Annotated in this window: 20 protein-coding genes; 5 read left to right on the forward strand and 15 right to left on the reverse strand. The window is 43.5% G+C overall.

Going from position 1 to position 24,665, the window contains the following annotated elements; all coding sequences use genetic code 11:
* Positions 1–238 precede the first annotated feature (238 nt).
* From AC3E9V_RS09155 to AC3E9V_RS09170, 4 genes are all read right to left on the reverse strand, one after another.
* Positions 239–1,606, reverse strand: a complete 1,368-nt coding sequence (locus AC3E9V_RS09155) for a transposase (protein ID WP_488751241.1) — start codon at positions 1,604–1,606, stop codon at positions 239–241.
* 321 nt (positions 1,607–1,927) lie between these two features.
* The gene (msrB, locus tag AC3E9V_RS09160) at positions 1,928–2,437 is read right to left on the reverse strand and encodes a peptide-methionine (R)-S-oxide reductase MsrB (protein WP_488752885.1); all 510 of its coding nucleotides are present in this window, start codon (positions 2,435–2,437) and stop codon (positions 1,928–1,930) included.
* A gap of 250 nt (positions 2,438–2,687) precedes the next feature.
* Positions 2,688–3,887, reverse strand: coding sequence for an L-2-hydroxyglutarate oxidase (gene lhgO / locus AC3E9V_RS09165; protein WP_488752886.1), 1,200 nt, complete (start codon positions 3,885–3,887; stop codon positions 2,688–2,690).
* A gap of 40 nt (positions 3,888–3,927) precedes the next feature.
* Complete coding sequence (locus AC3E9V_RS09170) at positions 3,928–7,053, reverse strand: WD40/YVTN/BNR-like repeat-containing protein (protein ID WP_488752887.1); 3,126 nt, start codon at positions 7,051–7,053, stop codon at positions 3,928–3,930.
* A 289-nt stretch (positions 7,054–7,342) separates the two neighbouring features.
* On the opposite strand from AC3E9V_RS09170, the gene nadA reads away from it, so the two are divergent.
* Together nadA and nadB are read left to right on the forward strand one after the other, a co-directional pair.
* Positions 7,343–8,311, forward strand: coding sequence for a quinolinate synthase NadA (gene nadA / locus AC3E9V_RS09175; RefSeq protein ID WP_488752888.1), 969 nt, complete (start codon positions 7,343–7,345; stop codon positions 8,309–8,311).
* Positions 8,312–8,316: 5 nt separating this feature from the next.
* Positions 8,317–9,879 (forward strand): L-aspartate oxidase, encoded by a 1,563-nt coding sequence (nadB, locus tag AC3E9V_RS09180; RefSeq protein WP_488752889.1) that lies wholly within the window; start codon positions 8,317–8,319, stop codon positions 9,877–9,879.
* Positions 9,880–9,897: 18 nt separating this feature from the next.
* Here nadB and AC3E9V_RS09185 read toward each other — a convergent pair whose 3' ends face one another.
* The 5 genes from AC3E9V_RS09185 to AC3E9V_RS09205 all read right to left on the reverse strand — a co-directional run bounded on the left by AC3E9V_RS09185 (position 9,898) and on the right by AC3E9V_RS09205 (position 14,434).
* The gene (locus AC3E9V_RS09185) at positions 9,898–10,197 is read right to left on the reverse strand and encodes an LYR motif-containing protein (RefSeq protein WP_488752890.1); all 300 of its coding nucleotides are present in this window, start codon (positions 10,195–10,197) and stop codon (positions 9,898–9,900) included.
* Between the two features lie 130 nt (positions 10,198–10,327).
* Positions 10,328–12,175, reverse strand: a complete 1,848-nt coding sequence (gene nadE, locus AC3E9V_RS09190) for an NAD(+) synthase (protein WP_488752891.1) — start codon at positions 12,173–12,175, stop codon at positions 10,328–10,330.
* A gap of 3 nt (positions 12,176–12,178) precedes the next feature.
* Positions 12,179–12,925 carry a ribonuclease III gene (gene rnc / locus AC3E9V_RS09195; RefSeq protein ID WP_488752892.1) on the reverse strand — a complete coding sequence of 249 codons (747 nt, stop codon included), beginning with the start codon at positions 12,923–12,925 and terminating at the stop codon, positions 12,179–12,181.
* A complete protein-coding gene (gene fabF / locus AC3E9V_RS09200; RefSeq protein WP_488752893.1) occupies positions 12,925–14,178 on the reverse strand; it encodes a beta-ketoacyl-ACP synthase II in 1,254 nt (417 codons plus the stop codon). Before fabF ends, rnc begins: the two co-directional genes overlap by 1 nt.
* A 19-nt stretch (positions 14,179–14,197) precedes the next feature.
* Positions 14,198–14,434, reverse strand: a complete 237-nt coding sequence (locus AC3E9V_RS09205; RefSeq protein WP_143396709.1) for an acyl carrier protein — start codon at positions 14,432–14,434, stop codon at positions 14,198–14,200.
* Between the two features lie 129 nt (positions 14,435–14,563).
* Between AC3E9V_RS09205 and AC3E9V_RS09210 the strand changes: the two genes are divergently transcribed.
* Complete coding sequence (locus AC3E9V_RS09210) at positions 14,564–14,995, forward strand: IPExxxVDY family protein (RefSeq protein ID WP_488752894.1); 432 nt, start codon at positions 14,564–14,566, stop codon at positions 14,993–14,995.
* 34 nt (positions 14,996–15,029) lie between these two features.
* Positions 15,030–16,463 carry a pyruvate kinase gene (gene pyk / locus AC3E9V_RS09215; protein WP_488752895.1) on the forward strand — a complete coding sequence of 478 codons (1,434 nt, stop codon included), beginning with the start codon at positions 15,030–15,032 and terminating at the stop codon, positions 16,461–16,463.
* Positions 16,464–16,510: 47 nt separating this feature from the next.
* On the opposite strand, the gene AC3E9V_RS09220 is transcribed toward pyk, so the two are convergent.
* Genes AC3E9V_RS09220 through AC3E9V_RS09240 form a run of 5 tightly spaced genes read right to left on the reverse strand, consistent with a single transcriptional unit; the run spans position 16,511 to position 22,747 of the window.
* A complete protein-coding gene (locus AC3E9V_RS09220; RefSeq protein WP_488752896.1) occupies positions 16,511–18,052 on the reverse strand; it encodes an NFACT RNA binding domain-containing protein in 1,542 nt (513 codons plus the stop codon).
* A 17-nt stretch (positions 18,053–18,069) separates the two neighbouring features.
* Positions 18,070–18,831, reverse strand: coding sequence for an MBL fold metallo-hydrolase (locus AC3E9V_RS09225; RefSeq protein ID WP_488752897.1), 762 nt, complete (start codon positions 18,829–18,831; stop codon positions 18,070–18,072).
* Positions 18,828–19,103, reverse strand: a complete 276-nt coding sequence (locus AC3E9V_RS09230; protein WP_488752898.1) for a hypothetical protein — start codon at positions 19,101–19,103, stop codon at positions 18,828–18,830. The genes AC3E9V_RS09225 and AC3E9V_RS09230 overlap by 4 nt, the downstream gene beginning before the upstream one ends.
* Entirely contained in the window at positions 19,093–19,461 is a 369-nt protein-coding gene (locus AC3E9V_RS09235; RefSeq protein ID WP_488752899.1) for a response regulator, read from the reverse strand. The genes AC3E9V_RS09230 and AC3E9V_RS09235 overlap by 11 nt, the downstream gene beginning before the upstream one ends.
* A 13-nt stretch (positions 19,462–19,474) precedes the next feature.
* The gene (locus tag AC3E9V_RS09240; protein WP_488752900.1) at positions 19,475–22,747 is read right to left on the reverse strand and encodes a PAS domain S-box protein; all 3,273 of its coding nucleotides are present in this window, start codon (positions 22,745–22,747) and stop codon (positions 19,475–19,477) included.
* 42 nt (positions 22,748–22,789) lie between these two features.
* Between AC3E9V_RS09240 and miaA the strand changes: the two genes are divergently transcribed.
* Positions 22,790–23,704 (forward strand): tRNA (adenosine(37)-N6)-dimethylallyltransferase MiaA, encoded by a 915-nt coding sequence (gene miaA / locus AC3E9V_RS09245; RefSeq protein ID WP_488752901.1) that lies wholly within the window; start codon positions 22,790–22,792, stop codon positions 23,702–23,704.
* On the opposite strand, the gene pfkA is transcribed toward miaA, so the two are convergent.
* Positions 23,693–24,664 carry a 6-phosphofructokinase gene (pfkA, locus tag AC3E9V_RS09250; RefSeq protein ID WP_488752902.1) on the reverse strand — a complete coding sequence of 324 codons (972 nt, stop codon included), beginning with the start codon at positions 24,662–24,664 and terminating at the stop codon, positions 23,693–23,695. The two genes, miaA and pfkA, sit on opposite strands and share 12 nt — an antisense overlap.
* Position 24,665: the final 1 nt, after the last annotated feature.

The following is a 24,665-nucleotide window of genomic DNA, read 5'->3' on the forward strand; positions in this document are numbered from 1 at the left end:
TTGCCAGTCGTCCGGATTAGGTTAGGCCTCCCTTGTAATTAGGTTTTGTTCCAAACAAGACGTTTTTTGTAAAGTATATTTGAAGGGCTTTGTCCTTGACCAAGCATAACCTGTGGTTGTACATGGGGATTTGATTTCTTTAAAAAATACAATTTCAACGTTAAGAATAGGTGCAGAAAGCATATAAGACATGTATGGGCACAATTATCCCATGTACACCTTTGGTGAAGGTGTAGTTTTATGCTGCTAATTGAAGGGCTGGTTCTTTGTTGTTTGTTTTAAACCTCCTGTCAGCGATTTTTGAGGCATTGGCTGACATTACTCCAAAAAACACCCAGATGCGTTCGGTCTTTTCGCTGAGAGCCTTGACTTTTCTTAGCCCATAATGATTTTTATGGTTGCCAAAAGCCCCTTCCAAGTGTGTGGACCGGACTTTGTTAAGTTCTCCCCTGAGCACAGCTTCCGGTTTTGCTTGTTTGGGATCTTTAACGGGCCGTCCCTTTGGGGCAAAGCTTTGAAAAACCCCTTTTCCTTTTAGGAAATTACGGTTCTCATTGGTGGCATATATCCTGTCAGCAGCCAGTTGGAAACACGACCCAAAATGCTTGGTATGTTTGAAGAAGCTGGTTTTGAGTGATTTACATTCATTAAAGGCTTTGAACTCCATCTTGTCAAACCAGACGACCCCTCCTGACTGGAGCATATGTGCCTTCATTCCAAACTCAACTGGCTTGTTCTCTTTCCCTCTAACGATGGGGCGTATATAAGGCTTGTGCAAAGAGACGATACGCTCGGGTATCTTGGCCGAGGAGTCTTCCTGGATTACTTTTTGCTGTGATAAAACCTGTTTAATGGTCTTTAAATAAATGGTCTGCTTCCCAGTAAGTACTATTGGGTGGTCATCAAACAACCCTTGCAGCTGGTCCAGGCCCTTCTCAAGCAGGTATACCAATGACCGGTGGCGTCTTCTCCCTTTTTTATAGGTTTTCCGGCGCAACTTTGAATACGCCTGCTGTTTCCTTTTCTGGTCAATGAATTTGTTGCGAGGACGCTTGATGCCCAAAAGCTTGCAAAGCTTAAAAATAAGGTCGTAGATCCATTGACAGCATTCCCATAGCAGGTTTACGTCTGTGGGGAAGCGGATGTAACTCTCATAGCAGGTGGCATCCATAAACAGTATATGTAACGACTCCATGTCCTTCTTCCAGTGTTCTAAAAGCACCTGCTGGACAGCTTCCCAGTCCGCATGTTCCGCCATATACCCTCGAACCCTGGAGGCCATGGCCTGATCCCTGATCATCTCCCCTTCACCGAGCAATTTGCCACAGAACAGTTGCAAAGACCAATCGGTATTGAAACGGTCTATCAGTTTTTCATCACTGGTATCGATCAAATGCTTTAGGAACATCAACCCAAACATCCCCTTATTGGAGAACCAGGGCTTCGGGCCAGGCTTGCTGGTATCCTGGACGGGCAAACAATCCTCCAGCTCTTCCCACGGGATGGTATCATGGATGCGGCCAAGTTTGGTCTGCTTGAATAAATACAATTTTGGGTGTCGGTACTCCTTAGGTTGGAAAAGAGCTTGCTGCATGCTATCTTTCAAGTGTTGAATTATTTTGTACGTAACTGTAATTTAACACCAAACCCCGAAAAAAGCCATATTTGGCCGATTTCGGGGTTTACCTATCCAATACCAAGGATGTAAATATCTATGTATCTGTAAGTTATGTGATTACAAGGGTGGCCTAGGTTACCGGTTGTCAGAATGAACTCGCCGGTCGGCCGGATGAACTCCGGGGTTGATCGGATAAGCTCACAGGTCAGCCGGGTGAACTTCCGGGTCGGCCGGGTAAGGTTGCCGATTGTCAGAATGAACTCGCCGGCCGGCTGGATGAGGCGTCTAAAATAACTTGACAGGGTCAGCTTAGTAAGCTGGTTTGAAATCCAGGGAAGCGGAATTAATGCAGTAGCGTAAACCTGTAGGTTTCGGGCCGTCGGGAAAAATATGCCCCAGGTGTCCGCCGCAGCGTGCGCAGTGTACTTCCGTACGAACCATACCAAGCGATGCATCCTTCTCTTCACCTACATTTTGTTTATTGATCGGCTCATAGAAGCTTGGCCACCCGGTGCCGGATCTGAATTTTGTTTCTGAACTAAACAGAGGCAACTGACATGCAGCACAGGTATAGGTTCCTTCTTTTTTATTATCCCAAAGGTCCCCGGTAAAGGCTCGTTCCGTACCTTGTTTTCTCAAAACATAAAACTCCATATCGGTAAGTCGGGACTTCCATTCAGACTCGGAGAGTTCTATTTTTCCATTTTTATTCACTTCAAGGGGGACTTTAACGTTCTCGGTTCCCTGATGATCATTTTGTTGAGCGCAGGCGACTATGGCGAATAGAATAACTAACGAAATTCCTATTAAGCTTTTCATGTGTTTAAAGTTTCGAAATAAGCAGGGCCGCGTAGGCGGTTTGCCCCAACTCTTTGATCATACCAGGTTGGACTTGGCGTCCCCGTATTCTCTCCCGATAGCTATCGGGATTGGGTTGAGACTACGCGTCCCGGCATCATGCTCATTTCATGATTTGGTACCGTTTACCTATTAACACTACAAATCAAACAAAAGGTTTGGATTCTTTTGCCACAAACGAAAGGTAAAGGGATGAAATGTCGCCCTGACTCTATTTTTCAAACCGTTCCAAAGCCAGGTTAGCTACATGTTCTCCTATGGAAAGCGAGGAGGTGGCAGCAGGAGAGGGAGCATTGCCTACGTTGATTACCTTTTCGCCTTCCAGGATGAGGAAGTCATCAATGAGGCCTCCGTTTCGGTCACATGCCTGGGCTCGAACACCTGATCCGCCCTTGACGAGATCACTTTTCTTAATATCCGGTAAAAGCTGTTGCAGAGCTTTGGTAAATGCCGACTTGGAATAGGACCTGTAAAACTCTCCAAAGCCAGTTTTCCAGTATTTCCCAACTACTTTACGAAATCCTTTCCATCCCAGGCTGCCCATCAGGTCCCCAAGGTTGATCTGTGATTTGGTGTACCCTTCACGTTTGTAAGCCAGGACGGCATTAGGGCCTGCCTCGATGCCCCCGTTGATCATACGGGTAAAGTGAACACCCAGGAAAGGGAAGTTTGGATCCGGTACCGGGTAAATCAGATTACGCACCAGATATTCTTTTTCCTTCTTTAGCTTGTAGTATTCGCCCCGGAAAGGGATGATCCGGTAATTTACCTTTACTCCGGTCAGTTTTGCAATCTTATCTGAGAAGAGGCCGGAACAGTTGATCACCAGGCGAGTGGTTAGCGTCTGACGATTGGTTTCTACATGGATGAAACTGCCATTTTCCTTGATATCCAGTACCTTATTATCCGGAAAGATATCCCCTCCAAAGTGCTTGATCTTTTCGATATACTTGTAAGCAACCTCTGTATAGTCAATGATGCCTGTTTGTGGGACGTAGATCCCCTGAACACCATTGACGTAGGGTTCGTGTTCCTTTAACTCGTCGCGGACCAGTCGCTTCAGGCCTTTGAGACCATTTTGCTGCCCACGTTCGTAGAGCATGTTCAGTGTCTGTAGCTGATGTTCATTGGTAGCTACCACGATCTTACCACACAGTTCATAATTGATGCCTTCTTCATCACAAAACTTAACGAGCTGATTGTAGCCATCTACACAGTTTTTGGCTTTGAGGCTGCCTGGCTTATAATAGAGCCCTGAATGGATAACTCCACTATTATGACCAGTCTGGTGCATGGCCAGTCTGGTCTCTTTTTCTACTACAGCTACCCGCAGCTTGGGGTTAGCTTCCTTGATCTTTAAAGCTGAAGCAAGCCCCACGATTCCACCGCCAATGACTACTACATTATACATAAGCAATACAATTACGGCAGCAAATATGGGCTAATTTGGCTTACTCCTCAATTTTTACGAGTTCTATTTTTGCATTTAATACGGCTTCATTAAAATCCGCAATATCCCCGTCAAAGATCTTATAAAGTGAATTAAGCTGCTCTTCAATTTTGGAGGTCACCTCTTGTTTGAATGCAACTGCCTGATCAGTAGGTGGATAGTCTCCATAGGAAGTTAGTGATGCCAGATGGCCCAGTTTATTGTTCAGACGGATAGGGAAATTAAGTGGGTCTTGTCCACTTTCATTTTTAGTCTGGTACAATGCTTTTTCTATGGTGGTCATACGATCTACTATATCCTTTCCCTGCTCAATGATTTCCTTATTTGCTTCCTTATCCAATCCTCCGATAAGCTCATTGATCTTTGACCGTGCGTTACGTAAGTTGGCAATGGCCTGATGGGTTTCTGAAAGCTTGTCTCTAACCTCCATAAGGAAATCAAACTGTGCCTGATAGTCGTCAGGTGTGCTGCCGGACCTGGGATCTTTTAGCAGCTCAAAAGATTGAGTCATCTCCTTCCCATCTACCACCAGTTTTACTTTATATGTGCCGGGTACAGCCGTGGGGCCACTCGTACTGGCCCACCAGAGGATCATTCCCTCAAAGGTCCGGGCATCTTTATATCGCATATCCCAATTGAAGGTGTTCAGGCCCGGCTTGATCTTAAGTTTTTCTTCATTGGCTTCTTTGTCAGGAGCTGTGGAGAATTTCTTGATCAGATTGCCATCATTTTCGTAAAATGCCAGAGAAACAGTGTCTATAGCCGATGTGTCTTTCAGGTAAAAATGTGTCAGAACGCCACCGGGATGGTTTGTTCCGGCTGTTTTGGAGGTAGCGCTATTTCCCCCGTCCAGACGATAGGAATCCATTGGTTTAAACAGGTATGAAGATGCAGTATTTACTTCAGTGGTGAGCTGATGTAGAGGAGTGAGGTCATCGATCATCCAAAAGCTGCGACCCTGAGTTGCAGCGATCAGGTTGTTATTTTTCACAGCAAGATCAGTGATGGGTACAATAGGCAGGTTCATCCGGAACGACTGCCAGCCAGCTCCGTCATCAAAGGAAACGTACATGCCACTTTCAGTTCCTGCATAAAGTAAACCTTCTCTTGCAGGATCAGCTCGAAGCACTCTTGTGAAATGATCCGATGGAATTCCTGAAGTGATCTTTTTCCAGGAAGCGCCGTAATCTTCACCTTTGTAAAGGTAGGGCTGGTAGTCACCTGATTTGTAGCGTGTACCCGCAAAATACATTCCTCCTTTATTGAAAGGATCTATCTCGATACTATTAATCATCATCCATTCCGGCATGTTTGGAGGAGTTACATTTTTCCAGCTTTCACCTCCATCGCGTGTGATGTGGATCAGACCATCATCAGATCCGGTCCAGATCACACCTTTTTCATGGTGCGATTCGGCAGCTGCAAAGATGGTGCAGTAGTACTCTACGGAGGTATTGTCTTTGGTAATTGGTCCTCCGGATGCTTTGAGCCTGGTGCTATCGTTCCGGGTGAGGTCAGGGCTGATCAGCTCCCATGACTGACCTTCGTTAGTTGTAGCATGTAAGTGATTAGAGGCTGTATAAAGTTTGTTTGGATCATGAGGAGAGAAGAAGATGGGGAAGTTCCACTGGAACCGGTATTTCATACCCTCAGCTCCCCAACCCATGGGGTTGTCCGGCCATACATTTATAGCGCGGATTTCGCCGGTTTTATGATTGTACCGGGTAAGAAACCCATCATAGCTTCCGCCATAGACAATGTCATTATTTTCCGGGTCTATTGCAATGTGGGCGCTTTCTCCGCCTGCGGTAGACTCCCAGTCACTCTCCGTGATATATCGGCCGTCGGTCCGGTGCCTGATCCGAACCGTAGAGTTATCCTGCTGGGCTCCGTAAATGCGGTAAGGAAAAGCATCATCCGTTATTACACGGTAAAACTGGGCCGTAGGCTGGTTGTGGTAAGTAGTCCAGTTTTCTCCGGCATCAAATGTTACCTGAGCTCCGCCATCATCTCCCATAATCATACGCTGATTGTCTTCCGGTGCTATCCACAGATCATGATGATCGCCATGGGGGGCATACCCGGATTCAAAGGTTTTTCCGCCGTCTTCTGAAACATGATATGCTACGTTAAGTACATATACTTTTTCTTCGTTTTGTGTGTCGGCATAGATCCGTGTGTAATACCAGGCTCTTTGCCTTAGTGATCGGTTGCTGTTGGTTTTTTTCCATGTTTTCCCCGCATCATCTGAGCGGAATACCCCGCCATCTTTGTTTTCGATAATTGCCCAGACACGTTCTGAGTTAACGGGGGAAACGGTTACACCTGAGATTCCCCATATGCCTCCCGGGAGTCCTTCATTTCCGGATAGGTCAGTCCAGGTCTCACCAGCATCTGTACTTTTCCAAAGGGCCGAACCCTCACCGCCACTTTCAAGGCTGTAGGGAGTCCTTTTTATTCGCCAGGTGGAGGCGTAGAGTATTCGGGGATTGTTTGGGTCCATGATCAGGTCGACTGCTCCGGCATCTGCATTGGCGTAAAGTACTTTGCGCCATGATTTTCCGCCATCAGTACTTTTGTACACTCCTCTTTCAGAAGAAGATTTGTACAAGTCTCCCAGAACAGCCGCGTATACGATATCCGGATTTTTTGGGTGGATGGCAATGCGTGGAATATGCCGACTATTATCCAGCCCGATTTTTTCCCATGTTTTCCCTGCATCTACAGATTTGTACATGCCATATCCATAGGAAACATTTCCTCGCACGGTGACTTCTCCTCCGCCTACATAGATCACATTAGGATCCCACTCACTTACGGCGATGGCTCCTATGGACCCGCCAAAAAATCCGTCAGAAATATTTTCCCAGGTATTTCCTGCGTCTGTAGTGCGCCATACACCACCTCCGGTTGCCCCGAAGTAGTAGAGGTTAGGCTTTCCTTTCACACCAGTGACTGCAGCGGAACGACCGCCACGGAAGGGGCCGATATTTCGCCATTGGATCCCTTCAATAAAAGCCTTATCAAACGTGGTGGTAGAAGTTTTACCTCTTCGCTGGCCGTATGTTGAAGCTTGAAAAGCCAGGAAAAGAGATACGAGGATGAGAATTTTTAATGGGTTTTTCATAGTTGTTCAGTGCTTTCAGGAGCATTGGGCTCCGTTTCAATTCATCCCTAATCTATTTATGAATTTAGCGCTATCAAAAAAATATGTGATCAGCGGCAGGTGAATCTGGTTATAGGTTGGTAGTGCTTTCAGCTCTGGTGGGTGTGGGTTATGGGCCTTAATTTCTGATACCTGATTTCTTAATTTTAAAGCCAATAGTCGTCTGGCTAAAATCAGCTTAACAATTTGGTCACTATATCAATATATGTACTTAATTTTGGTTCCTTTAACCAAATATTGGTCTGAAACAATGGAGTTGGAACAGCTAGAAGACATTATTCCTCAAACAAGAAATGAGCTGATCGCAGAAATAATAAGGCTGAAGAAAGAAAAAAATGCTGTATTGCTGGCTCACTATTATCAGGAGCCTGACATTCAGGATCTTGCGGACTATGTAGGCGATAGTCTGGGGCTTTCAAGGCAGGCTGCCGGAACGGATGCGGACATTATTATTTTTGCCGGGGTGCACTTCATGGCTGAAACAGCCAAGATCCTGAATCCGAATAAAAAGGTGGTACTCCCTGACCTGAAAGCCGGATGCTCATTAGCGGACTCCTGTCCTCCGGAAGATTTTCGTAAGTTTTTGGACGCTTACCCTGATCATAAGGTAGTGACTTACATCAATTGTTCGGCTGAGATAAAAACGATGAGTGATGTCATTTGCACTTCTTCCAATGCTAAAAAGATCATAGAATCATTCCCGGAAGATCAGCCATTGATCTTTGCACCTGATAAAAACCTGGGGGAATATCTGATTAAGGAAACAGGGAGAGAAATGGTGCTCTGGGATGGAGCATGTACTGTTCATGAAGCCTTTGCGATTGACAAGATCCTTAAACTCCACAAAGAACACCCCGAGGCAAAATTTATAGCACATCCCGAATCACCTGCCCATATTCTAAAAGTTGCTTCGTATATCGGGTCAACTACCGGTATGATCAACTTCGCTAAAAATGATCCCGGACAGGAATTTATCATTGCTACCGAGGCTGGGCTACTGCACCAAATGCAAAAGGAAGTGCCTCATAAGTCATTAATACCTGCGCCTGCCAAAGAAGACAATACCTGCGCCTGCAGTGAGTGTGCTTTTATGCGGGTGAATACGCTTGAAAAGCTGTACTTGTGTATCAAAAATGAAGTTCCGGAAATCACCCTTCCTGAAGAAATGATAAAAAAAGCCCTGAAGCCCATTCAGCGAATGCTTGACCTTTCTAACTAACAGCTATGCCTCAGTATGATTTTTTGGTGATAGGGTCAGGCATAGCCGGACTGACTTATGCTTTGAAGACTGCCCGTCATTTTCCGGATAAAAAAGTAGCCATCATTACCAAATCAGATGAAAGTGAGTCTAACACTAAATATGCTCAGGGAGGCATCGCTGTGGTTACAAACAAAGTGATTGATTCCTACCAACAACACATAGAAGATACCATAAAAGCAGGTGATGGATTGTGCGATCCGGAGATTGTGGAAATGGTGGTAAGAGAAGCTCCGGAAAGACTTAATGAGTTAATTGAGTGGAATGTGGAGTTTGATAAGCAACAGTCTGATCAATATAAGCTGGGTCGTGAGGGAGGACATTCGCAAAACAGAATTTTGCATCACAAAGACATAACCGGATATGAAATTGAAAGAAAGCTGCTGCACCAGGTGCATCATACGCCAAATATAGATGTGTATGAACAGCACTTTGCTGTAGATCTGGTGACAGAGCACCATCTGGGAGATCACCAAAATCCGGATGATTTACGTTGCTATGGAGCCTATGTGCTGGATGCTGTTACTGAAAAGGTAGAGCTGTTTGCCGCCAAAATAACCGTTTTAGCAACCGGAGGTATCGGACAGGTGTATCAGAATACTACCAACCCGTACATTGCTACAGGCGATGGTATCGGTATGGCCTACCGTGCCAAGGCCCGGATCAGCCACATGGAGTTTATTCAATTTCATCCTACAGCGTTGTATGTTCCGGAGCAGACTGGTACTTCCTTTTTGATTTCTGAAGCAGTGAGAGGTTTTGGGGCCATTCTCCGGAATAAACGAGGGGAAGCATTTATGTATAAATACGATGAGCGAAAAGAACTGGCTTCACGTGATATTGTCTCCCGCGCCATAGATACAGAGCTAAAGAAAAGTGGGGATGAATGTGTTTTTCTGGACTGTACACACCTGGATCAGGAAGCTTTTGGGAAAAATTTTCCCAATATAAAAACCAGGTGCACTGAGCTGGGAATAGACCTGAGCAAGGATATGATTCCGGTAGTTCCGGCTTCTCATTATCTATGTGGGGGAGTAGTGGTGAATGAGTATGGTCAAACGACCATTCAAAACCTGTATGCATGTGGAGAATGTGCATGTACGGGACTACACGGGGCCAACAGGCTTGCTTCAAACTCACTCCTGGAGGCGCTGATCTTTTCGCACAAAAGCTATCTGAAATCCGTGGAGATGATTGAAGGTGTTTCTTATCTGCCTTCCATTCCTCCATGGGATGAGGAGGGAACAACCAAGCCCGAAGAGTTGATCCTGATCACTCATAACCGCCGGGAATTACAGGTGTTGATGAATGATTATGTAGCCATTGTCAGGTCTGATGAGCGGCTTAAGCGTGCCAGTAACCGCATCGGTGTATTATATGATGAGACCGAAGAGCTTTACAAAAGGACTCAGGTATCTCCGCAGCTGCTGGAGCTTCGCAATCTCATCATTACGGCTTATCTGATTGTGAAGCAATCTATGGATCGAGAGGAGAATAGGGGCGCATTTTTTAAGATACCTGCAAAGTGACCCGGGGGCTGAGGTATACTAAACCCAATTATGCTGGGTGCCATTAAACTCCTGCTCCGCCTCTTCAATAGCCAGCTCTTTAGTGCCATGATAGGCATCATTCAGTACTTTCCATTCTGAATCACAATAGAAAAGATAATAACCCGGTTCTTGCTGGTACTTGCAAATGGCCAGACGATCCAGCCGGTCAAAGCCTACAACAAAGTTGACTGCAAAACCTGTGGGACGTTGTTCATCGGAAAGATGGTTGATTGAAATAACCTCAGCTCCGTCGATCTCAACAGGCGTTTCCTGAATAAGCGGTTGGTTGGTGGTCATGGTGGTTTATGTTTCAGAAAATATTTAAGAAGTCCGTATCACAATCCACCGCTACCTCCGGGACTTACAAAAACACCTCTAAAAATAATACGAGAAGACGTTCATTCAAAATAATACAGATGTTTTCTGTTTATTGGTGATTCTCCAGCTCTTCAAGCTCTTCCTGAAACCCACTGGAAAGGATGGGGAATCGGCACCAGGTCCTTGGATCGACATTGAAATCATCCAGGTGAAAGCTTGGGGCAATTCGTTCACGCTTCCATTGATTATATGACCAAAGTCTGAAGAACTTGGTTATCCATTTTTTAAGGAGCACATGGTCCGGCCATTTTGCAACCAGTCGTTCGTATGTCTCGATGGGTGATTTCTTATCTCTGATGGCTTTCTGCTCTATGTCCACCAATACCTCGTAGGGCATCAGGTCTGTTTCATCGGTTTGATGCATCTCCTGCGGACGTAGCTCAGCTGTAGGAGAAAGGTTGTTGACCCGCTTTAATCCGGTATAGCCAAGCTCTCGCTCAGCATATCGCAACCATTTGATGATAAAGTTTTTATCGACCGCTGCAATGGGTGAAATACTTCCACTTGTGTCTCCATCCATAGTGGCATATCCCACATCGCCCTCACTGCGATTGGAAGTGGAAAGTAAGAGACACTTTTTGATGTTGGCCAGCATCCATATGATAGGGGACCGGGCTCTTGCCTGGATGTTTTGGAGAGCTATGTCATCTTCTTCCCAGCTAAGCGTTCTACCCAGGGCACTTTCTATCGACTTTTGATAGGCTGCCACTTCATCATCAATTTTCCACTCAAAGAAATTAGCCCCAATGCTTTCTGCAAGTTCTTTTGCTGATAGCAATGTCTCTTCTGATGAGTTTACAGTACCCTGGTAAGCAGTAAAGAAAAGTTGGTTTACAATCTCACGGTTACTTCCATGCTTAAGGTTGAGGCCGGATTTCTTAGCGAAAACATCGAATCCAAGCTCTTCAATGCCATTTTTAACCATTTCGGCCACCATCACGGCGATGGTTCCCGAATCAGCTCCTCCACTAAGAGAAAGTACGAAGCCCTGGTTTTTACTCTTTCGCAGGTAATCAAACAACGCTAACGATGTAGCCCTGGAAAATTCTTCGTATTGACCGCTTACATCCTGCCTGATATTTTCTTCTGTCTCACCGGGATTGTCAAAGTCTACATCGCAACTCAGCGTTTTGAAATTTTTAAAGGAGAGGCGTGCATTTTTTCCTTTCAGCTGCCCATTTTGAGCTATGATGATGTCCCCGTCATAGATCATTCTTCCGGATTCATTTCCTAACAGGTTAGCATACAGATAGGTACAATTAAGCTGTTCAGAGCTTTTGATTACCAGTGTTTCTCTGAAGTTTGCTTTGCCAAATGCAAAGTGACTGGCTGATGGGTTGAGTATCAGATCCACATTTTCATTGATCACGTGACAGGCCGGTCGGTCTTCATGCCACGCATCCTCGCATATCTCAAATCCAATCCGGATACCCAGCAGTGATAGTGAAATGTGTCCGAAAGGCACCTTTTTGCCCTGGATTTCAAAATCAACTACTTTACCGGACTCCCAGGGAGTAAACCATCGGGGTTCATAATGTACTCCATCATTGGCTAGCTTTTGCTTGGCATATATCCCCAGCACTTCCTGATCATAAATAAGACAGGTAGTGTTGTATATTTTCTCCTTTAGATGTATTGGCAAGCCCACAGCCACAGCTATTCCGGCAGTCATCGGGACAATTTCTTTCAGTTTATCCAGAGATTTCAAGCTGAGCCAATTACTAAGAAACATGTCCTCACATCCGTAACCGGTAACGCATAATTCAGGCAGACAAAGAAGCTGAATGCCTTCTTCACGAGCCTGCTCAATCGCACCTGAAATATTTTTTAGATTATTATTCCAGTCCATTGGTATTTGATTGAGGCAGGCTCCTCCGATTCTTAGTTTTCTACCCACGTATTATTCTATTTTGAGCTTTATCACTGATTTTTGAGCGGCATCTTGCTCAGCTTTTTTCTTGCTAAACCCATAGCCTTTTTCAAGGGCTTTCTCATCTATAAATACCTGGGCGACAAATTGTTTATCCCGTGAGTCTTCATTGGACTGGATGATTTCAAATTTAATCTCTTTGTTTTCTTTTTGAGCCCATTCAATGATCTTGCTCTTATAGTTGGTAGTGGTTTTTGCTAACTCACCAAAATCGAAATGCGGACCAATTAACCGGGTGATTATGTATTTTTTAGTATATCTAAAGCCCTGATCAAGATATAAAGCTCCAATGAGTGCTTCTAAAGAATCACCATAGACAGACTTGTGAGAGAGGTTGGAACCTTTATGTCGGTGATATTTTACCAGGCCCTTCAGCCCGATTTTCATTGATAGTTTGTTAAGGGATTCTCTATTGACGATTTTGGATCTTAGCTCCGTGAGAAAACCTTCTTCCTTGTATGGAAATCTCTTATAGAGCATTTCAGCAACGATCATCCCCAAAATAGCGTCTCCCAGATACTCCAGGCGCTCGTAAGATTCTTTCAGTCCCTGATCATTGACCTCAGCTGCACTGACATGAGACATTGCCTGCTCATAAAGCGTGATGTTGTTAGGGCGTCTGCCGGTAATGATTTTAAACGTACGGTAGAGATCTCTGTCTTTTGCGAAAAAGAGATATTTAAGATAGCCGTGTGACTTCCGGAATATCGAAGACACTAACCGTTGTATTTACCGAAAACAATAGATGTGTTGTGACCACCAAAACCAAACGTATTACTCATAATCACATTTACTTCGCGTTTTTGCGCTTTATTAAAGGTGAGATTGAGCTTTGGGTCGATTTCCGGATCATCAGTAAAATGGTTGATTGTAGGAGGGATAATACCTCGCTTGAATGCCATCAGGCATGCCACACTTTCCACAGCACCAGCAGCTCCCAGCAGGTGACCTGTCATGGATTTAGTACTGCTTATATTCATTTTATAAGCATGATCACCAAATACAGTCTGGATAGCTTTTAGTTCACCGGAATCTCCGAGTGGGGTAGATGTTCCGTGAGTGTTGATGTAATCAACTTCTTCAGGTTTGATACCAGCATCCTCCAGCGCATTTTTCATTACGAGAGTAATTCCATGGCCTTCCGGATGCGGTGCGGTGATGTGATGCGCATCTGCAGACATACCAGTACCTAAAACTTCAGCATAGATCTTTGCTCCCCTGGCCTTGGCATGCTCCAAATCTTCCAGAATCAAAGCTCCGGCACCTTCTCCAAGTACAAAACCATCCCGATCTTTGTCATATGGTCTGGATGCAGTAGCAGGATCATCATTCCTCTCTGATAAGGCTTTCATGGCATTAAACCCACCGATGCCTGAGTCAATGACAGCTGCTTCTGATCCCCCTGTGACGATCACGGATGCTTTTCCCAACCTTATATAGGTAAATGCATCGGTCAGGGCATTGTTAGACGATGCACAAGCAGATACCGTAGCGAAGTTCGGACCTCTGAAGCCGTATTTGATTGATATAAGCCCTGGTGTGATATCCAGGATCATTTTTGGGACGAAAAAGGGGTTGAACCGGGGAGTACCGTCACCTTGAGCATAGGCGACTACTTCTGACTGAAAGGTGTTGAAACCTCCAATACCACTTCCCCAGATAACACCTACCTTGTCTTTGTTTACTTTCTCTAAGTCCAATCCGGAGTCAGTAATAGCCTCGTCTGTAGCTACCATTCCGTACTGGCTGTTTGGGTCCATTTTTCTGGCTTCTTTTCTGTCTATGTAGTCATTTGGGTCAAAACCCTTGACTTCACAGGCAAATTTTGTGCGGAATTTTTCCGTATCGAATCGTGTTATAGGAGCGGCACCGCTAACACCCTTAGCAAGTGCGTCCCAATAATCATTTTTATTATTTCCTAACGGTGTAAGCGCACCGATTCCTGTAACTACGACTCTTTTTAATTCCATAAAATGGATGAAATAAGATTTATTTTACGTTTTCTTCTAAGTATGAGATAGCCTGACCTACAGTAGCAATATTTTCAGCCTGATCATCCGGAATGGAGATGTTAAATTCCTTTTCAAACTCCATAATCAATTCAACTGTGTCAAGTGAGTCTGCTCCTAAATCGTTGGTGAAGCTTGCTTCAGGAGTAACTTCTGATTCTTCCACACCTAACTTGTCAATGATGATTGACTTTACCTTTTGTGCTATTTCTGACATTTTTCTAGTATTTAGTTAAAATCCAGTGCAAAGAAATACATTCTCACCATTAAAATCAAAACAAATTAACTCCTAAAGAAATGGTATGAAAAGAGTGATTTCCGTATTTTTAGGCCCAGATAGACAAGGATGATGAAGAAGAACCGGTTAGCGACTGTTTATCCGTTTAATTTTGAACTTATTGGAATCGTCTCTTCCTCTAAAGAGTATAAACTTGCATGGCATTTAAACCAATTGAATATTTTCCATCTGGTAAAAGACGAAGATATAAAAATAGAATTTGCAGATAGCCGACAAATCAGGATATCAAATCTTATGGAGGAGACCGACTTTACGAAAGTATATCTGCTTAAAAATAAGCTGGTATCTACCAACGCTACTTTGAATCAATATCTTATTCCGGAGCTACAACAATTTGATTATTTACTGAAGTTATTCAGTCAAACCGAGGAAAACTGGGCAGATGATTTACTTTTGAGGCTCAAAGAAATACCGATAGTTGATTACGCATTGAAGATTGATATCAACAAGGTCAAAATGAAAGATAATTTACTTTTTTAGGATTCACACAACCTATTTAGAAAACCATACATAAATGAAAAGTTCACTTTTTAAGAAGACTAAAATAGTGGCCACTATAGGTCCGGCCAGTAGAAATAAAGAAACATTAAAAGAACTTATATTGGCTGGAGCTAATGTATTTCGACTTAATTTTTCGCACGGTACTCATGCTGATCACCAAAAGACCATTGAGATGGTGCGTGAGCTCAATGATGAGCTGGGATCAAATGTGGCCCTGCTTCAGGACCTTCAGGGCCCTAAAATAAGGGTAGGACAGGTAGAAAATGACGGGGTGCCAATAAAGCCCGGCCAGCAACTGATCATTACTACGGAAGAAATGCTGGGAACCAGCGAAAAGGTCAGCACGGTGTATGAAGGAATCATCAATGATGTGAAACCCGGAGATACCATTCTGATAGACGATGGAAATATTGAACTCAGGGCTATAAAGGTAGAAGGCAAAGATGTTTACACCGAGGTGATCCATGGTGAGCTGTTAAAATCCCGAAAAGGGATCAACCTGCCTAACTCTAATGTATCTGCACCATCTATGACTGAAAAAGATGTGGAGGATTTGGAATTTGCCTTTCAATTTAACCTGGAGTGGGTGGCGTTATCTTTTGTAAGAAAAGCTCAGGACATTAAAGAAATAAAGGAGCGGATCAAAAGTGCCGGTGTAAACACCAAAGTAGTAGCTAAGATTGAGAAGCCTGAAGCCATCAAAAATCTGGACGAGATTATTGCTGAAACGGATGGTGTGATGGTCGCACGTGGAGACCTGGGAGTAGAGGTTCCTTCTGAGAATGTACCGCTTCTGCAAAAACGGATGGTGAAAAAGTGTAACGCCGTGGGTAAGCCGGTGATCATCGCCACGCAGATGATGGAAAGCATGATCGAAAATCCTCGTCCAACCAGAGCTGAAACCAATGATGTGGCCAATGCTGTATTTGATGGGGCTGACGCATTGATGTTGTCTGCAGAATCAGCTTCAGGGAAGTTCCCGGTTCAGGCTGTTCAGCAAATGGCAAAGACTATCGCCGCTATTGAATATGAGTCCAGGTCTATTTACTCCAAATACACTGATGAGGATATCAATTCGACTACCCGGCTTAATGATCTCCTGGTACGATCGGCTTGCCGACTGTCAGATCATGTCAATTGCAAAGCGATTATAAGCATGACTAAATCCGGATATACCGGCTATCGACTGGCGATGCATCGACCTAAAGCGGATATCTTCCTTTTCACTAATCAAAAGCACCTGCTGCGACAAATGAATCTTGTGTGGGGAGTGACCGGGTTTTATTATGATAAAACTGAAGGAATCGACGAAACACTCAATCAAATAGAAGAATTTCTGGTGAAAGAAGGATACCTCAATAAAGGTGATGTTTATATCAATACTTCAGGTATGCCCCTTCACTGGGAGGGACATACAAATATGATGCGTGTGAGCCAGGTTAAATAGTAATGAGTTGAAAGGGTTAGCGGGTTCTGGCTACTGTTCCTGACTTTTTATTCAAAGCCTTTAGGTTCTACCATTATTACCTCTTCTTTTTCAACGATCACGAGTCCGGGAGGTGAACCTTTTGCCTTCCTGACATATTTTTTTTGAGTATGTATGACGGGGCAGAGAGAGTCTGTTTTTCGTTTGGAGAACCAGGCGGCCAGTTCAGCCGCCCTTTCCAAAACATCTTTTGGTAATTTTTTTCCGGCCTGATGTCTGATCACTACATGCGATCCTGCCACATCTCTGGCATGCAACCAGTAATCTTCTTTACTGGCTACTTTAAGTGTGAGAAGATCATTGGCCTTTGCGTTTTTACCAATCAAAATATCATACCCCCGGCAGGTATATTGATGATAGGGTTTTGAAACATCTTCCTTTTTGTGTTCATGGGTTGGGTGTTTTTTCCGAAGGGATTTAAAATCTTCTGTCTCCTTAACATCCCGGAGTTTATCTTCCAGCTCCATCAGCTGCATTTCGCGCTGAGCGATATTTTCCTGGAGCTTCTCAAGCTCTATCTTTTGGTTTTTTGATTTACGGTAGAGGTTTTCTGCGTTTTTTTGCGGAGTGAGGTCCGGGTTTAGTTTGATGGATATTTCGGTATCATTATAGAAGTCCGTTAAGGTGACATTTTTTTCTCCTTTACTGATTTGATGAAGGTTGGCCATGATAATGTTGGCAAGTTCTTCATAGGATCTTCTGTTTTTTACTTCGCTTAACTTTTGCTTACTGTTAGCAATGTAGTTTTTGGTTTTTTTGATGTTGCTTTCAAGGGATTTGACAATTCGTTGCTTTTCTGCTCCCAGGTAGAAATAGTAGCTATATTTTTCATAAAGTGCATTGGAGGCTTCCATCGGATCAAGGGTTTCCAAAGTTGGTTCTTCCGGGGTAAGTAGCGAAAGTTTTGGTATCCCATGGTCCTCAAAGATAAATACAGGATTGGTTTCAAGCTTGTGTAACGTATCTTCCATCAGGTTCCATTTGTCATTCAGTTCCATCTCCTGGTAGTTCTTTTCCTGGAGATACTTTCTGACTTCTTTACCGAGGGCAGGAATGAACTTTACGGGTTCTCCATTTACTTCCTGAAACCTGTCAAAATCAGGGGTTAATGACTGGTGAAGATCTTTTGTTTTAAGCCCATGATCATTAGGTAATTGACTCCTGAAAATCTTTTCGTTAGTTTCATTGTGTACCAGGATAATGTTAGACCTGGAAGCATGCATTTTGAAGATAAGCTGATAGTCTTCATTGAAGTAAATAGCAAAGGAGCGTTCGAACTCAAATACCTGAACCCCGGTTACTGTATGGTCTAGCAACATGCTAAAAAGATCCACGCTATTTTTCTTAGCCCGTTTAAAATCGTTTGGAAACTGAAGCAGGCTTATTTGCGGATTCAGGTTAGCACGTAACCATATTTCTTCCTCACGTGAAGCAAAAGCAAAAAGTATTTCATTTTTGTTTTGTGAAAAGCACTCCACCAGGGCCAGCCCTTCGAGTTGTTCATGGAGAGCAGCAGCCAGCCGCTTCAGAAAGAAGTAATTATGAAACATAGGAAATTCTGGTAATGCTATAGCTCGATCCTCAAGCCATCATAGGCCAAATCTACGTGATCCGGCAGTTCTTTTTCTACCTGCTGGTGTTTACCCATTCTATGACTGATGTGGGTGAGGTAGGTGTGCTCAACTCCTGTTTTAGTTGCCAGATCAATAGCCTCCTGCAGTGTAAAGTGGCTGATGTGCTCAGTTTTTTGCAGTGCATTCAGCACAAGGACTTTTGTGCCTTTTATTTTTTCCAGCTCCTCCGGAGAAATGTAATTGGCATCTGTTATGTAAGTAAAATCCTTAATTCTGAACCCAAAAACGGGCAACTTATAATGGAGAACTTCAATCGGGGTGATTTCGATCCCCTCAACTGTGAAAGGGTGATTTTTGATCTCGTGTATCTGTACCCGGGGTACTCCAGGGTATTTTGCTTCAGAAAAGATGTACGAAAACTCTTTTTTGAGTTGATCTAAAACGGATTTACGACCGTATACAGGCATATCCACCTCCTGTGCAAAGTTGAAGCTTCGGATATCGTCCATGCCGGCAGTATGGTCTTTGTGCTCGTGAGTGAAAAGCACCGCATCCAGATGCCTGATGCGTTCTCGGAGTACCTGGCTTCTAAAGTCCGGTCCAGTGTCTATAATGAAGCTCTTTCCGTCAACCTCCATATGGACAGAGGTACGGGTTCGTTTATCTCTGTAATCCACGGATGTGCATACTTCACAGCTACAAGCGATAACGGGTACTCCTTGTGAGGTTCCAGTACCTAGAAAAGTAATTGTCAAAACGAGAGTTGCGTTTGATTGATTTCCTGATAAAGTTTCCGGTTTTTTTCACTCAGGCCCTTGGTGTCTACCTCTATTACTTTGAGAATCTCTAGTAAGCTGTTGATTTTCCCATCCAGGGAGTAGTATTTATTGACGATCGCAATTTTTGTTTCTTTAAGGATGCAATATCCTGATTGAAAATTACCCTTCTCATACCTGAGCATGTAGTTCGTTTCTGAGAAAACATCCTCCAGCCTGTTTAGAAAATGCTTGGTGTACTTAATCTCCATTCTCAATATAGCTTTTCACTGTTTCTACTAATGTATCGTAGTTTAGCGGCTTGGGCAAATACTCGTTAATCCCGGCATTTTTAAAATCATCCATGCTGTAATTATTGGCATTTCCTGTGATTGCTATTATTGGGATGTCAGAGGGGATTTTTCTAATGGCTTTGGCGCATTCTATGCCGTCCATTACAGGCATATGGATATCCAGCAAGATCAGATCAAAAGGTTCTGCTTTGAGCTTTTCCAGGACCTGGGCTCCATTTTTCACAGAGCTAATTTGGTAGTTCTGGAGAGAAAGGATCTTTTTCGTTAGATTCTGTATCACTGAACTGTCTTCAGCTACTAGTATTTTCTTGTTCATGTGAGAGGCGGATTCAGGTATTAATAAAATTTTTATAGCTTTCTTTAAACTCAGCCAAGCTAATCTTTAAAAGTGATAGCTGAGAGTCGAGGCCCTCAAATTTATTTTCTTTTAGGGATTTTTCAATGTTTTTTGCAACAGTTGATAGTCTTTCTACGCCAAATGTTCCTGCATTTCCTTTAAGCGTATGTAATTCTCGTCTCATTTCTTCGTAATTTTTTTCTTTATAGAGTCGCTGGGCACTCTCTACCTGATCGGTAGCTTCATTATCAAAATCCTCTAAAACACTTTCGATTAGTTCTTTACCACCATACTTATAAAGCTGATTAAGTGTGTTTTGGTTAATAACGAGCTCTTCTGTTGTTTCAGAAAAGATATCAGATGAAACTGACTTGGGCTCAAAATGTAGCCAACTTTTGACAGTATTGATCAGCGATGAGGCTTTAATGGGCTTTGCAATGTAATCGTCCAGTCCGTTTTTTAAGAATTTCGCACGATCTTCCTCCATGGAGTAGGCAGTCATTGCTACAATTGGTGGCATATAGTTGAGTTTCAGTTTTTTGATTTCCTGGGTAGCTTGTATCCCATCCATGTCTGGCATCTGTATGTCCATAAAGATCAAATCATATTTGCCATCTATTGCTTTTTCCAGTGCTTCATAGCCACTGTCCGCTTCCACCACTTCACATCCTGATTTGGCCAGGATGCTACTGGCTACGCTTCGGTTGATATGGTTATCATCGACCAGGAGTATGCGTGGGCTGGAATCAGTAAATTGGCGCACAAATACATTGTCTTCTTTTTGAAGTATTTTTTGGGCTTCTTCCGGAGAGATACTATTTGCTGTAAATGTAAACCAGAAGGTACTCCCCAGGCCGGGGGTGGAAGCAACGCCAATTTCACCACCCATGGATTTTACAAGTTCTTTGCTGATCACCAGACCGAGCCCCGTTCCTGCATAATTTTTACTACTGGAGCTATCCAGTTGGCTAAAGCTCTGAAAAAGCTTTTCAATATCCTCTTTAGAAATTCCTATTCCGGAATCCTTGATCGAAACTTTGAACTTATACTGGTCCTTATCATTCTCTAATATTCTGATTGACAGGTTGATATTCCCTTTTTTGGGTGAAAATTTAATGGCGTTAGACGTGAGGTTGGACAACACCTGCATGAGTCTGGTTTCATCTCCCAGGATATATTCGGGGAGTTTTTCATCCAGGTGGTAATAAAGCGAGTTATTGCTCAGATGAGCTTGCTGGGAATAGAGCTCATAGATCTTTTCAAAAGTGTCCATAAGCCGCATTGGGTCTTTGCGAAGTTGCATTTTACCTGCCTCTATTTTAGACAGGTCAAGGATGTCATTGAGAATATTCAGCAGACTGTCAGAGGATTTTTTGATCGTACGTATGTATTCAGACTGCTCTATGTCCAGCTGTGTGGAACCCAACAGGTCGATCATACCAATGATTCCGTTCATTGGTGTCCTGATCTCATGGCTCATATTGGCCAGGAATCGTTCTTTTATCTGCAGTGATCTTTCGGCCAGTTCTTTTGCCTCTCTCAGTTCCCTGTTTGTCTTCTTCAGTTTAGAGATGTCTCTTGCTACACCCTCAATTTCATATTTGTTAGCGCGGCGCTTTATTAGCCTTACGTTACTTAAAAATTGAATTTCATCGCCGGACTTTGTTTTAACCGAACCTTCAAAGTTTTGAACCTGATTCTTCTCAAAGAGACTTTTAAACAGGTCAGATAGTTTGGTTTTTGAGAAGAAGTAGTCTGTTATCTTGTTGCCAACAATTTCGTTTTGTTTAAAACCAAGTACTTCCTGAACGGATGGGCTGACCATGGAAATTATTCCCTCCATGTCGCAGCGGAAATAGATATCCTGGAATGACTCGAATATATTTCGGAACTTCTCTTCGCTTTCTTTCAGGGCGGTTTCGGCCTGTTTCTTTTCTGTAATGTCATTGGCTATGACTGATATCTCTTCGATTTTACCATTTGGTAAAAAGATGGGGTTTAAAAAGACATCTCTCCAGACTTTTTTATTAGCCAGGGTTTTTTGGCTGATCTGAAAGTTGATGATCTTACCTTCGAATGCCTTATCATATTTGGCCTTCCAAAACCTGGCTCCTCTGCCTTTACTGCCTTTGCTTCCTTTTGTGTTTTCAGGGAAGCCCATCCCGATCTCAGGCTGCTTGCCATAGTAGGCTTCAAATGCTTCCGCATAATTTTGATTGAACGATGTAAAAGTGTACTTCTGATCAATGGACCATATCTGGTGTGTACTGCTTTCGAAGATTGCGCTTAGACGAGCTGCCTGATTCTGAATTTTTTCTTCATTTAGCTTCCTCTGCAGAGAAAGGCTTATTTGTCCTGAGATAAAGTCAAGGAGCTCAAGGTCTTTGTGATTATAGGCCGACTGGTCCTGATATGAGTAAACTGAAATAACTCCTACGGGTGTGTTTTCAAGGTGAACAAGCACTCCAAGCCAAATATTGGGTAGGGGGTCTTCAAGTGTGACCTTTTTCTGCTGAGATATCTTTTCGATCCCTTCCTTATAAATGATCAGTGGTTTGCTTCGTTCGAAGGTATAGTTTGCCAGGAGCTTTTCTACATCTTTTTGAAGTCTGGCGTGACCATCTTCCAGTTCATTGATCCGGTAGTTGTAGTTATACTCTCCACCTTCTTTTATGGCTACACTGAAGTTCCGTACTTTTAGTATTTCATTTAATTCGTGGTAGATTTTACCATAAAAATCCTCCAGGTTATTTTGGGTGATGGTAATATTTGCAATTTTATAATAGAGGCTTTGGGCACGTTCAGCTCTGAATCTTTCTGTAATATCAAAGAATACACACCGAAATTCGATGGGCTCATCACCTTCAAAAACGCATGTAAGTTTTCCGATTACATATATATTCTTGCCAAATTTGGTTCGCAGTACAGTTTCAAAACGCTCAAGACGACTCCCGGCTGTTATTTTAAGCAGGTTTTGAAGTGTCTGTTTTCGGTGGTCCGGGTGGACTACATCTACAAACTTCAGGTCAAATACTTCATCTTCGCGATAACCTAATTTGTTTCTCCAGGTTTCGTTTACAAAGCGAAACTCACCATTGGGCTTGAATATCTGAATCAGGTCATTGCTGGAGTCAAATAGTTCCTGGAGGTGATGGTTGGTTTTTTCGATCAGGCCATAGTAGTCTTTCTGGGCAGTTTCTAACTTTGCCTTCAGTTGTTCTACTTCTTCTCGTAGTACATTAATATCCTGATCCACAGATTCCATCTGATTAAAATTAAAGAATTAATGCTACTTTTTCAGTGAAAAATGCATGATAAAAAGCACATACTCGTATCTGTAGTGGGACCGACAGCTGTCGGTAAAACGGCTTTTGCAATAGAGCTGGCTGCTGCTTTTCAGACGGAGATCATTTCAGCGGACTCTCGTCAGTTTTATAGAGAAATGAAAATAGGCACAGCTAAACCTGATTCCAAAGAGCTGGCTGCTGCGAAACACCACTTTATAGATTCCCACAGTATTCAATCGTATTACAGTGCAGGAAGATTTGAAAAGGATTCACTTGACCTGTTGGAGGGCCTGTTTAGGAAACACAACCCGGTGATAGCAGTGGGAGGGTCCGGACTCTACCTGAGAGCACTGTGGGAGGGGATGGACGAAATGCCTGTGGTAGATCTTAAGGTAAGGGATGAGCTGAATGGGGAATTTGAAAAATCTGGACTGGATCCGCTTCTGGAGGAGCTAAGAAAAAGTGATCCGGAGTATTATGAGCGAGTGGATAAACAGAATCACCAGCGGGTGATCAGGGCTCTGGAGGTAACCAGAGGTACGGGTAAGCCATTCTCAACTTACCGGAAGGGGAAAAAGAAGGAGAGAGATTTTATCAATTTGAAAATTGGTCTGGAGATGGACAGGGAGGAGCTTTATGATCGAATTGACAGGAGGATGGATCAGATGATAGGCCAGGGCCTGTTTGAAGAAGCGAAAACACTCTATCCTTATCGTGAGCACAATGCACTGCAGACGGTTGGCTATTCTGAAATCTTCCGGTTTATGGAAGGGGAGTATGATAAGGAGGAAGCGGTACGTTTATTAAAACGGAATAGCCGTCGCTATGCCAAGCGCCAAATGACGTGGTTTAAACGAGATCCCGAAATAATATGGATGCACCCTGATGGCCTGGAAAAGGCCATCAGAATGATCAAAGAGTTGCTAAATACTTAGTATTTCAACCAGCTTCATCATTTCCTGGTTGATCGGCTTGGACTTAGATATTGCCAGTTTAAAGCTGGTAAAGGTCACTTTATCATTGATGATCCCTACCATCACATTCTTTTCTCCGTTGATAAGCCCTTCTACAGCTGCCATTCCGAGCCTGGAGGCTAATATACGGTCATAGGATGTGGGCGATCCTCCTCGTTGGATGTGCCCAAGAGTTGAAACACGAATATCGAGCTCTGGTAATACATCAATTACCTTTCCGGCTATTTCTATGGCATTTCCCTGTTCCCCTCCTTCAGCCACTACGACTATTGATGAGGTCTTCTGATTGTCCCGGCCTTCTTTTAGGGTATCGATCACCTCTTTTATAGTGGTAGAAGTTTCCGGTACCATTACGTACTCAGCACCGCCGCCTATACCACATTGTATAGCAATATACCCTGAATGCCTACCCATCACTTCCACAAAAAACACACGGTCGTGGGAGTTTGCGGTATCGCGGATCTTATCTATGGCATCCAGTGCTGTATTCACAGCAGTATCAAAACCGATCGTATAATCAGATCCGTACAGGTCATTATCTATAGTTCCGGGAGCACCTACTACCGGAATACCATATTCTTCAAAAAATACGTTTGCTCCTGTGAATGTACCGTCACCACCGATGGCCACCAGGCCTTCTATGCCACGCTTTTTAAGTTGTTCGTAAGCCTTGGCACGACCCTCTTTGGTCATAAAGTCTTTGGACCTGGCTGATTTGAGTATAGTACCCCCACGCTGTACAATATTGCTGACAGAGTAGGATTTCATCTTGTAGATATCCCCATCGATCATGCCATTGTACCCATACTTGATACCATACACATCCAGACCCAAATACAACCCCGTTCGTACCACAGAACGGATACATGCATTCATACCCGGCGCGTCACCTCCTGATGTAAAAACACCAATACTTTTCATA

It is taken from the genome of Marinoscillum sp. HNIBRBA16962, from assembly GCF_057801515.1.

Bases quoted from the DNA above. Each gene is read 5' to 3' on its own strand.
- lhgO (WP_488752886.1), bottom strand. From the start codon at position 3,887: ATGTATAATGTAGTAGTCATTGGCGGTGGAATCGTGGGGCTTGCTTCA.
- nadA (WP_488752888.1), top strand. From the start codon at position 7,343: ATGGAGTTGGAACAGCTAGAAGACATTATTCCTCAAACAAGAAATGAG.
- AC3E9V_RS09205 (WP_143396709.1), bottom strand. From the start codon at position 14,434: ATGTCAGAAATAGCACAAAAGGTAAAGTCAATCATCATTGACAAGTTA.
- AC3E9V_RS09230 (WP_488752898.1), bottom strand. From the start codon at position 19,103: ATGGAGATTAAGTACACCAAGCATTTTCTAAACAGGCTGGAGGATGTT.
- AC3E9V_RS09235 (WP_488752899.1), bottom strand. From the start codon at position 19,461: ATGAACAAGAAAATACTAGTAGCTGAAGACAGTTCAGTGATACAGAAT.
- pyk (WP_488752895.1), top strand. From the start codon at position 15,030: ATGAAAAGTTCACTTTTTAAGAAGACTAAAATAGTGGCCACTATAGGT.
- msrB (WP_488752885.1), bottom strand. From the start codon at position 2,437: ATGAAAAGCTTAATAGGAATTTCGTTAGTTATTCTATTCGCCATAGTC.
- nadB (WP_488752889.1), top strand. From the start codon at position 8,317: ATGCCTCAGTATGATTTTTTGGTGATAGGGTCAGGCATAGCCGGACTG.
- AC3E9V_RS09170 (WP_488752887.1), bottom strand. From the start codon at position 7,053: ATGAAAAACCCATTAAAAATTCTCATCCTCGTATCTCTTTTCCTGGCT.
- miaA (WP_488752901.1), top strand. From the start codon at position 22,790: ATGCATGATAAAAAGCACATACTCGTATCTGTAGTGGGACCGACAGCT.
- AC3E9V_RS09240 (WP_488752900.1), bottom strand. From the start codon at position 22,747: ATGGAATCTGTGGATCAGGATATTAATGTACTACGAGAAGAAGTAGAA.
- pfkA (WP_488752902.1), bottom strand. From the start codon at position 24,664: ATGAAAAGTATTGGTGTTTTTACATCAGGAGGTGACGCGCCGGGTATG.
- AC3E9V_RS09185 (WP_488752890.1), bottom strand. From the start codon at position 10,197: ATGACCACCAACCAACCGCTTATTCAGGAAACGCCTGTTGAGATCGAC.
- fabF (WP_488752893.1), bottom strand. From the start codon at position 14,178: ATGGAATTAAAAAGAGTCGTAGTTACAGGAATCGGTGCGCTTACACCG.
- AC3E9V_RS09220 (WP_488752896.1), bottom strand. From the start codon at position 18,052: ATGTTTCATAATTACTTCTTTCTGAAGCGGCTGGCTGCTGCTCTCCAT.
- AC3E9V_RS09210 (WP_488752894.1), top strand. From the start codon at position 14,564: ATGATGAAGAAGAACCGGTTAGCGACTGTTTATCCGTTTAATTTTGAA.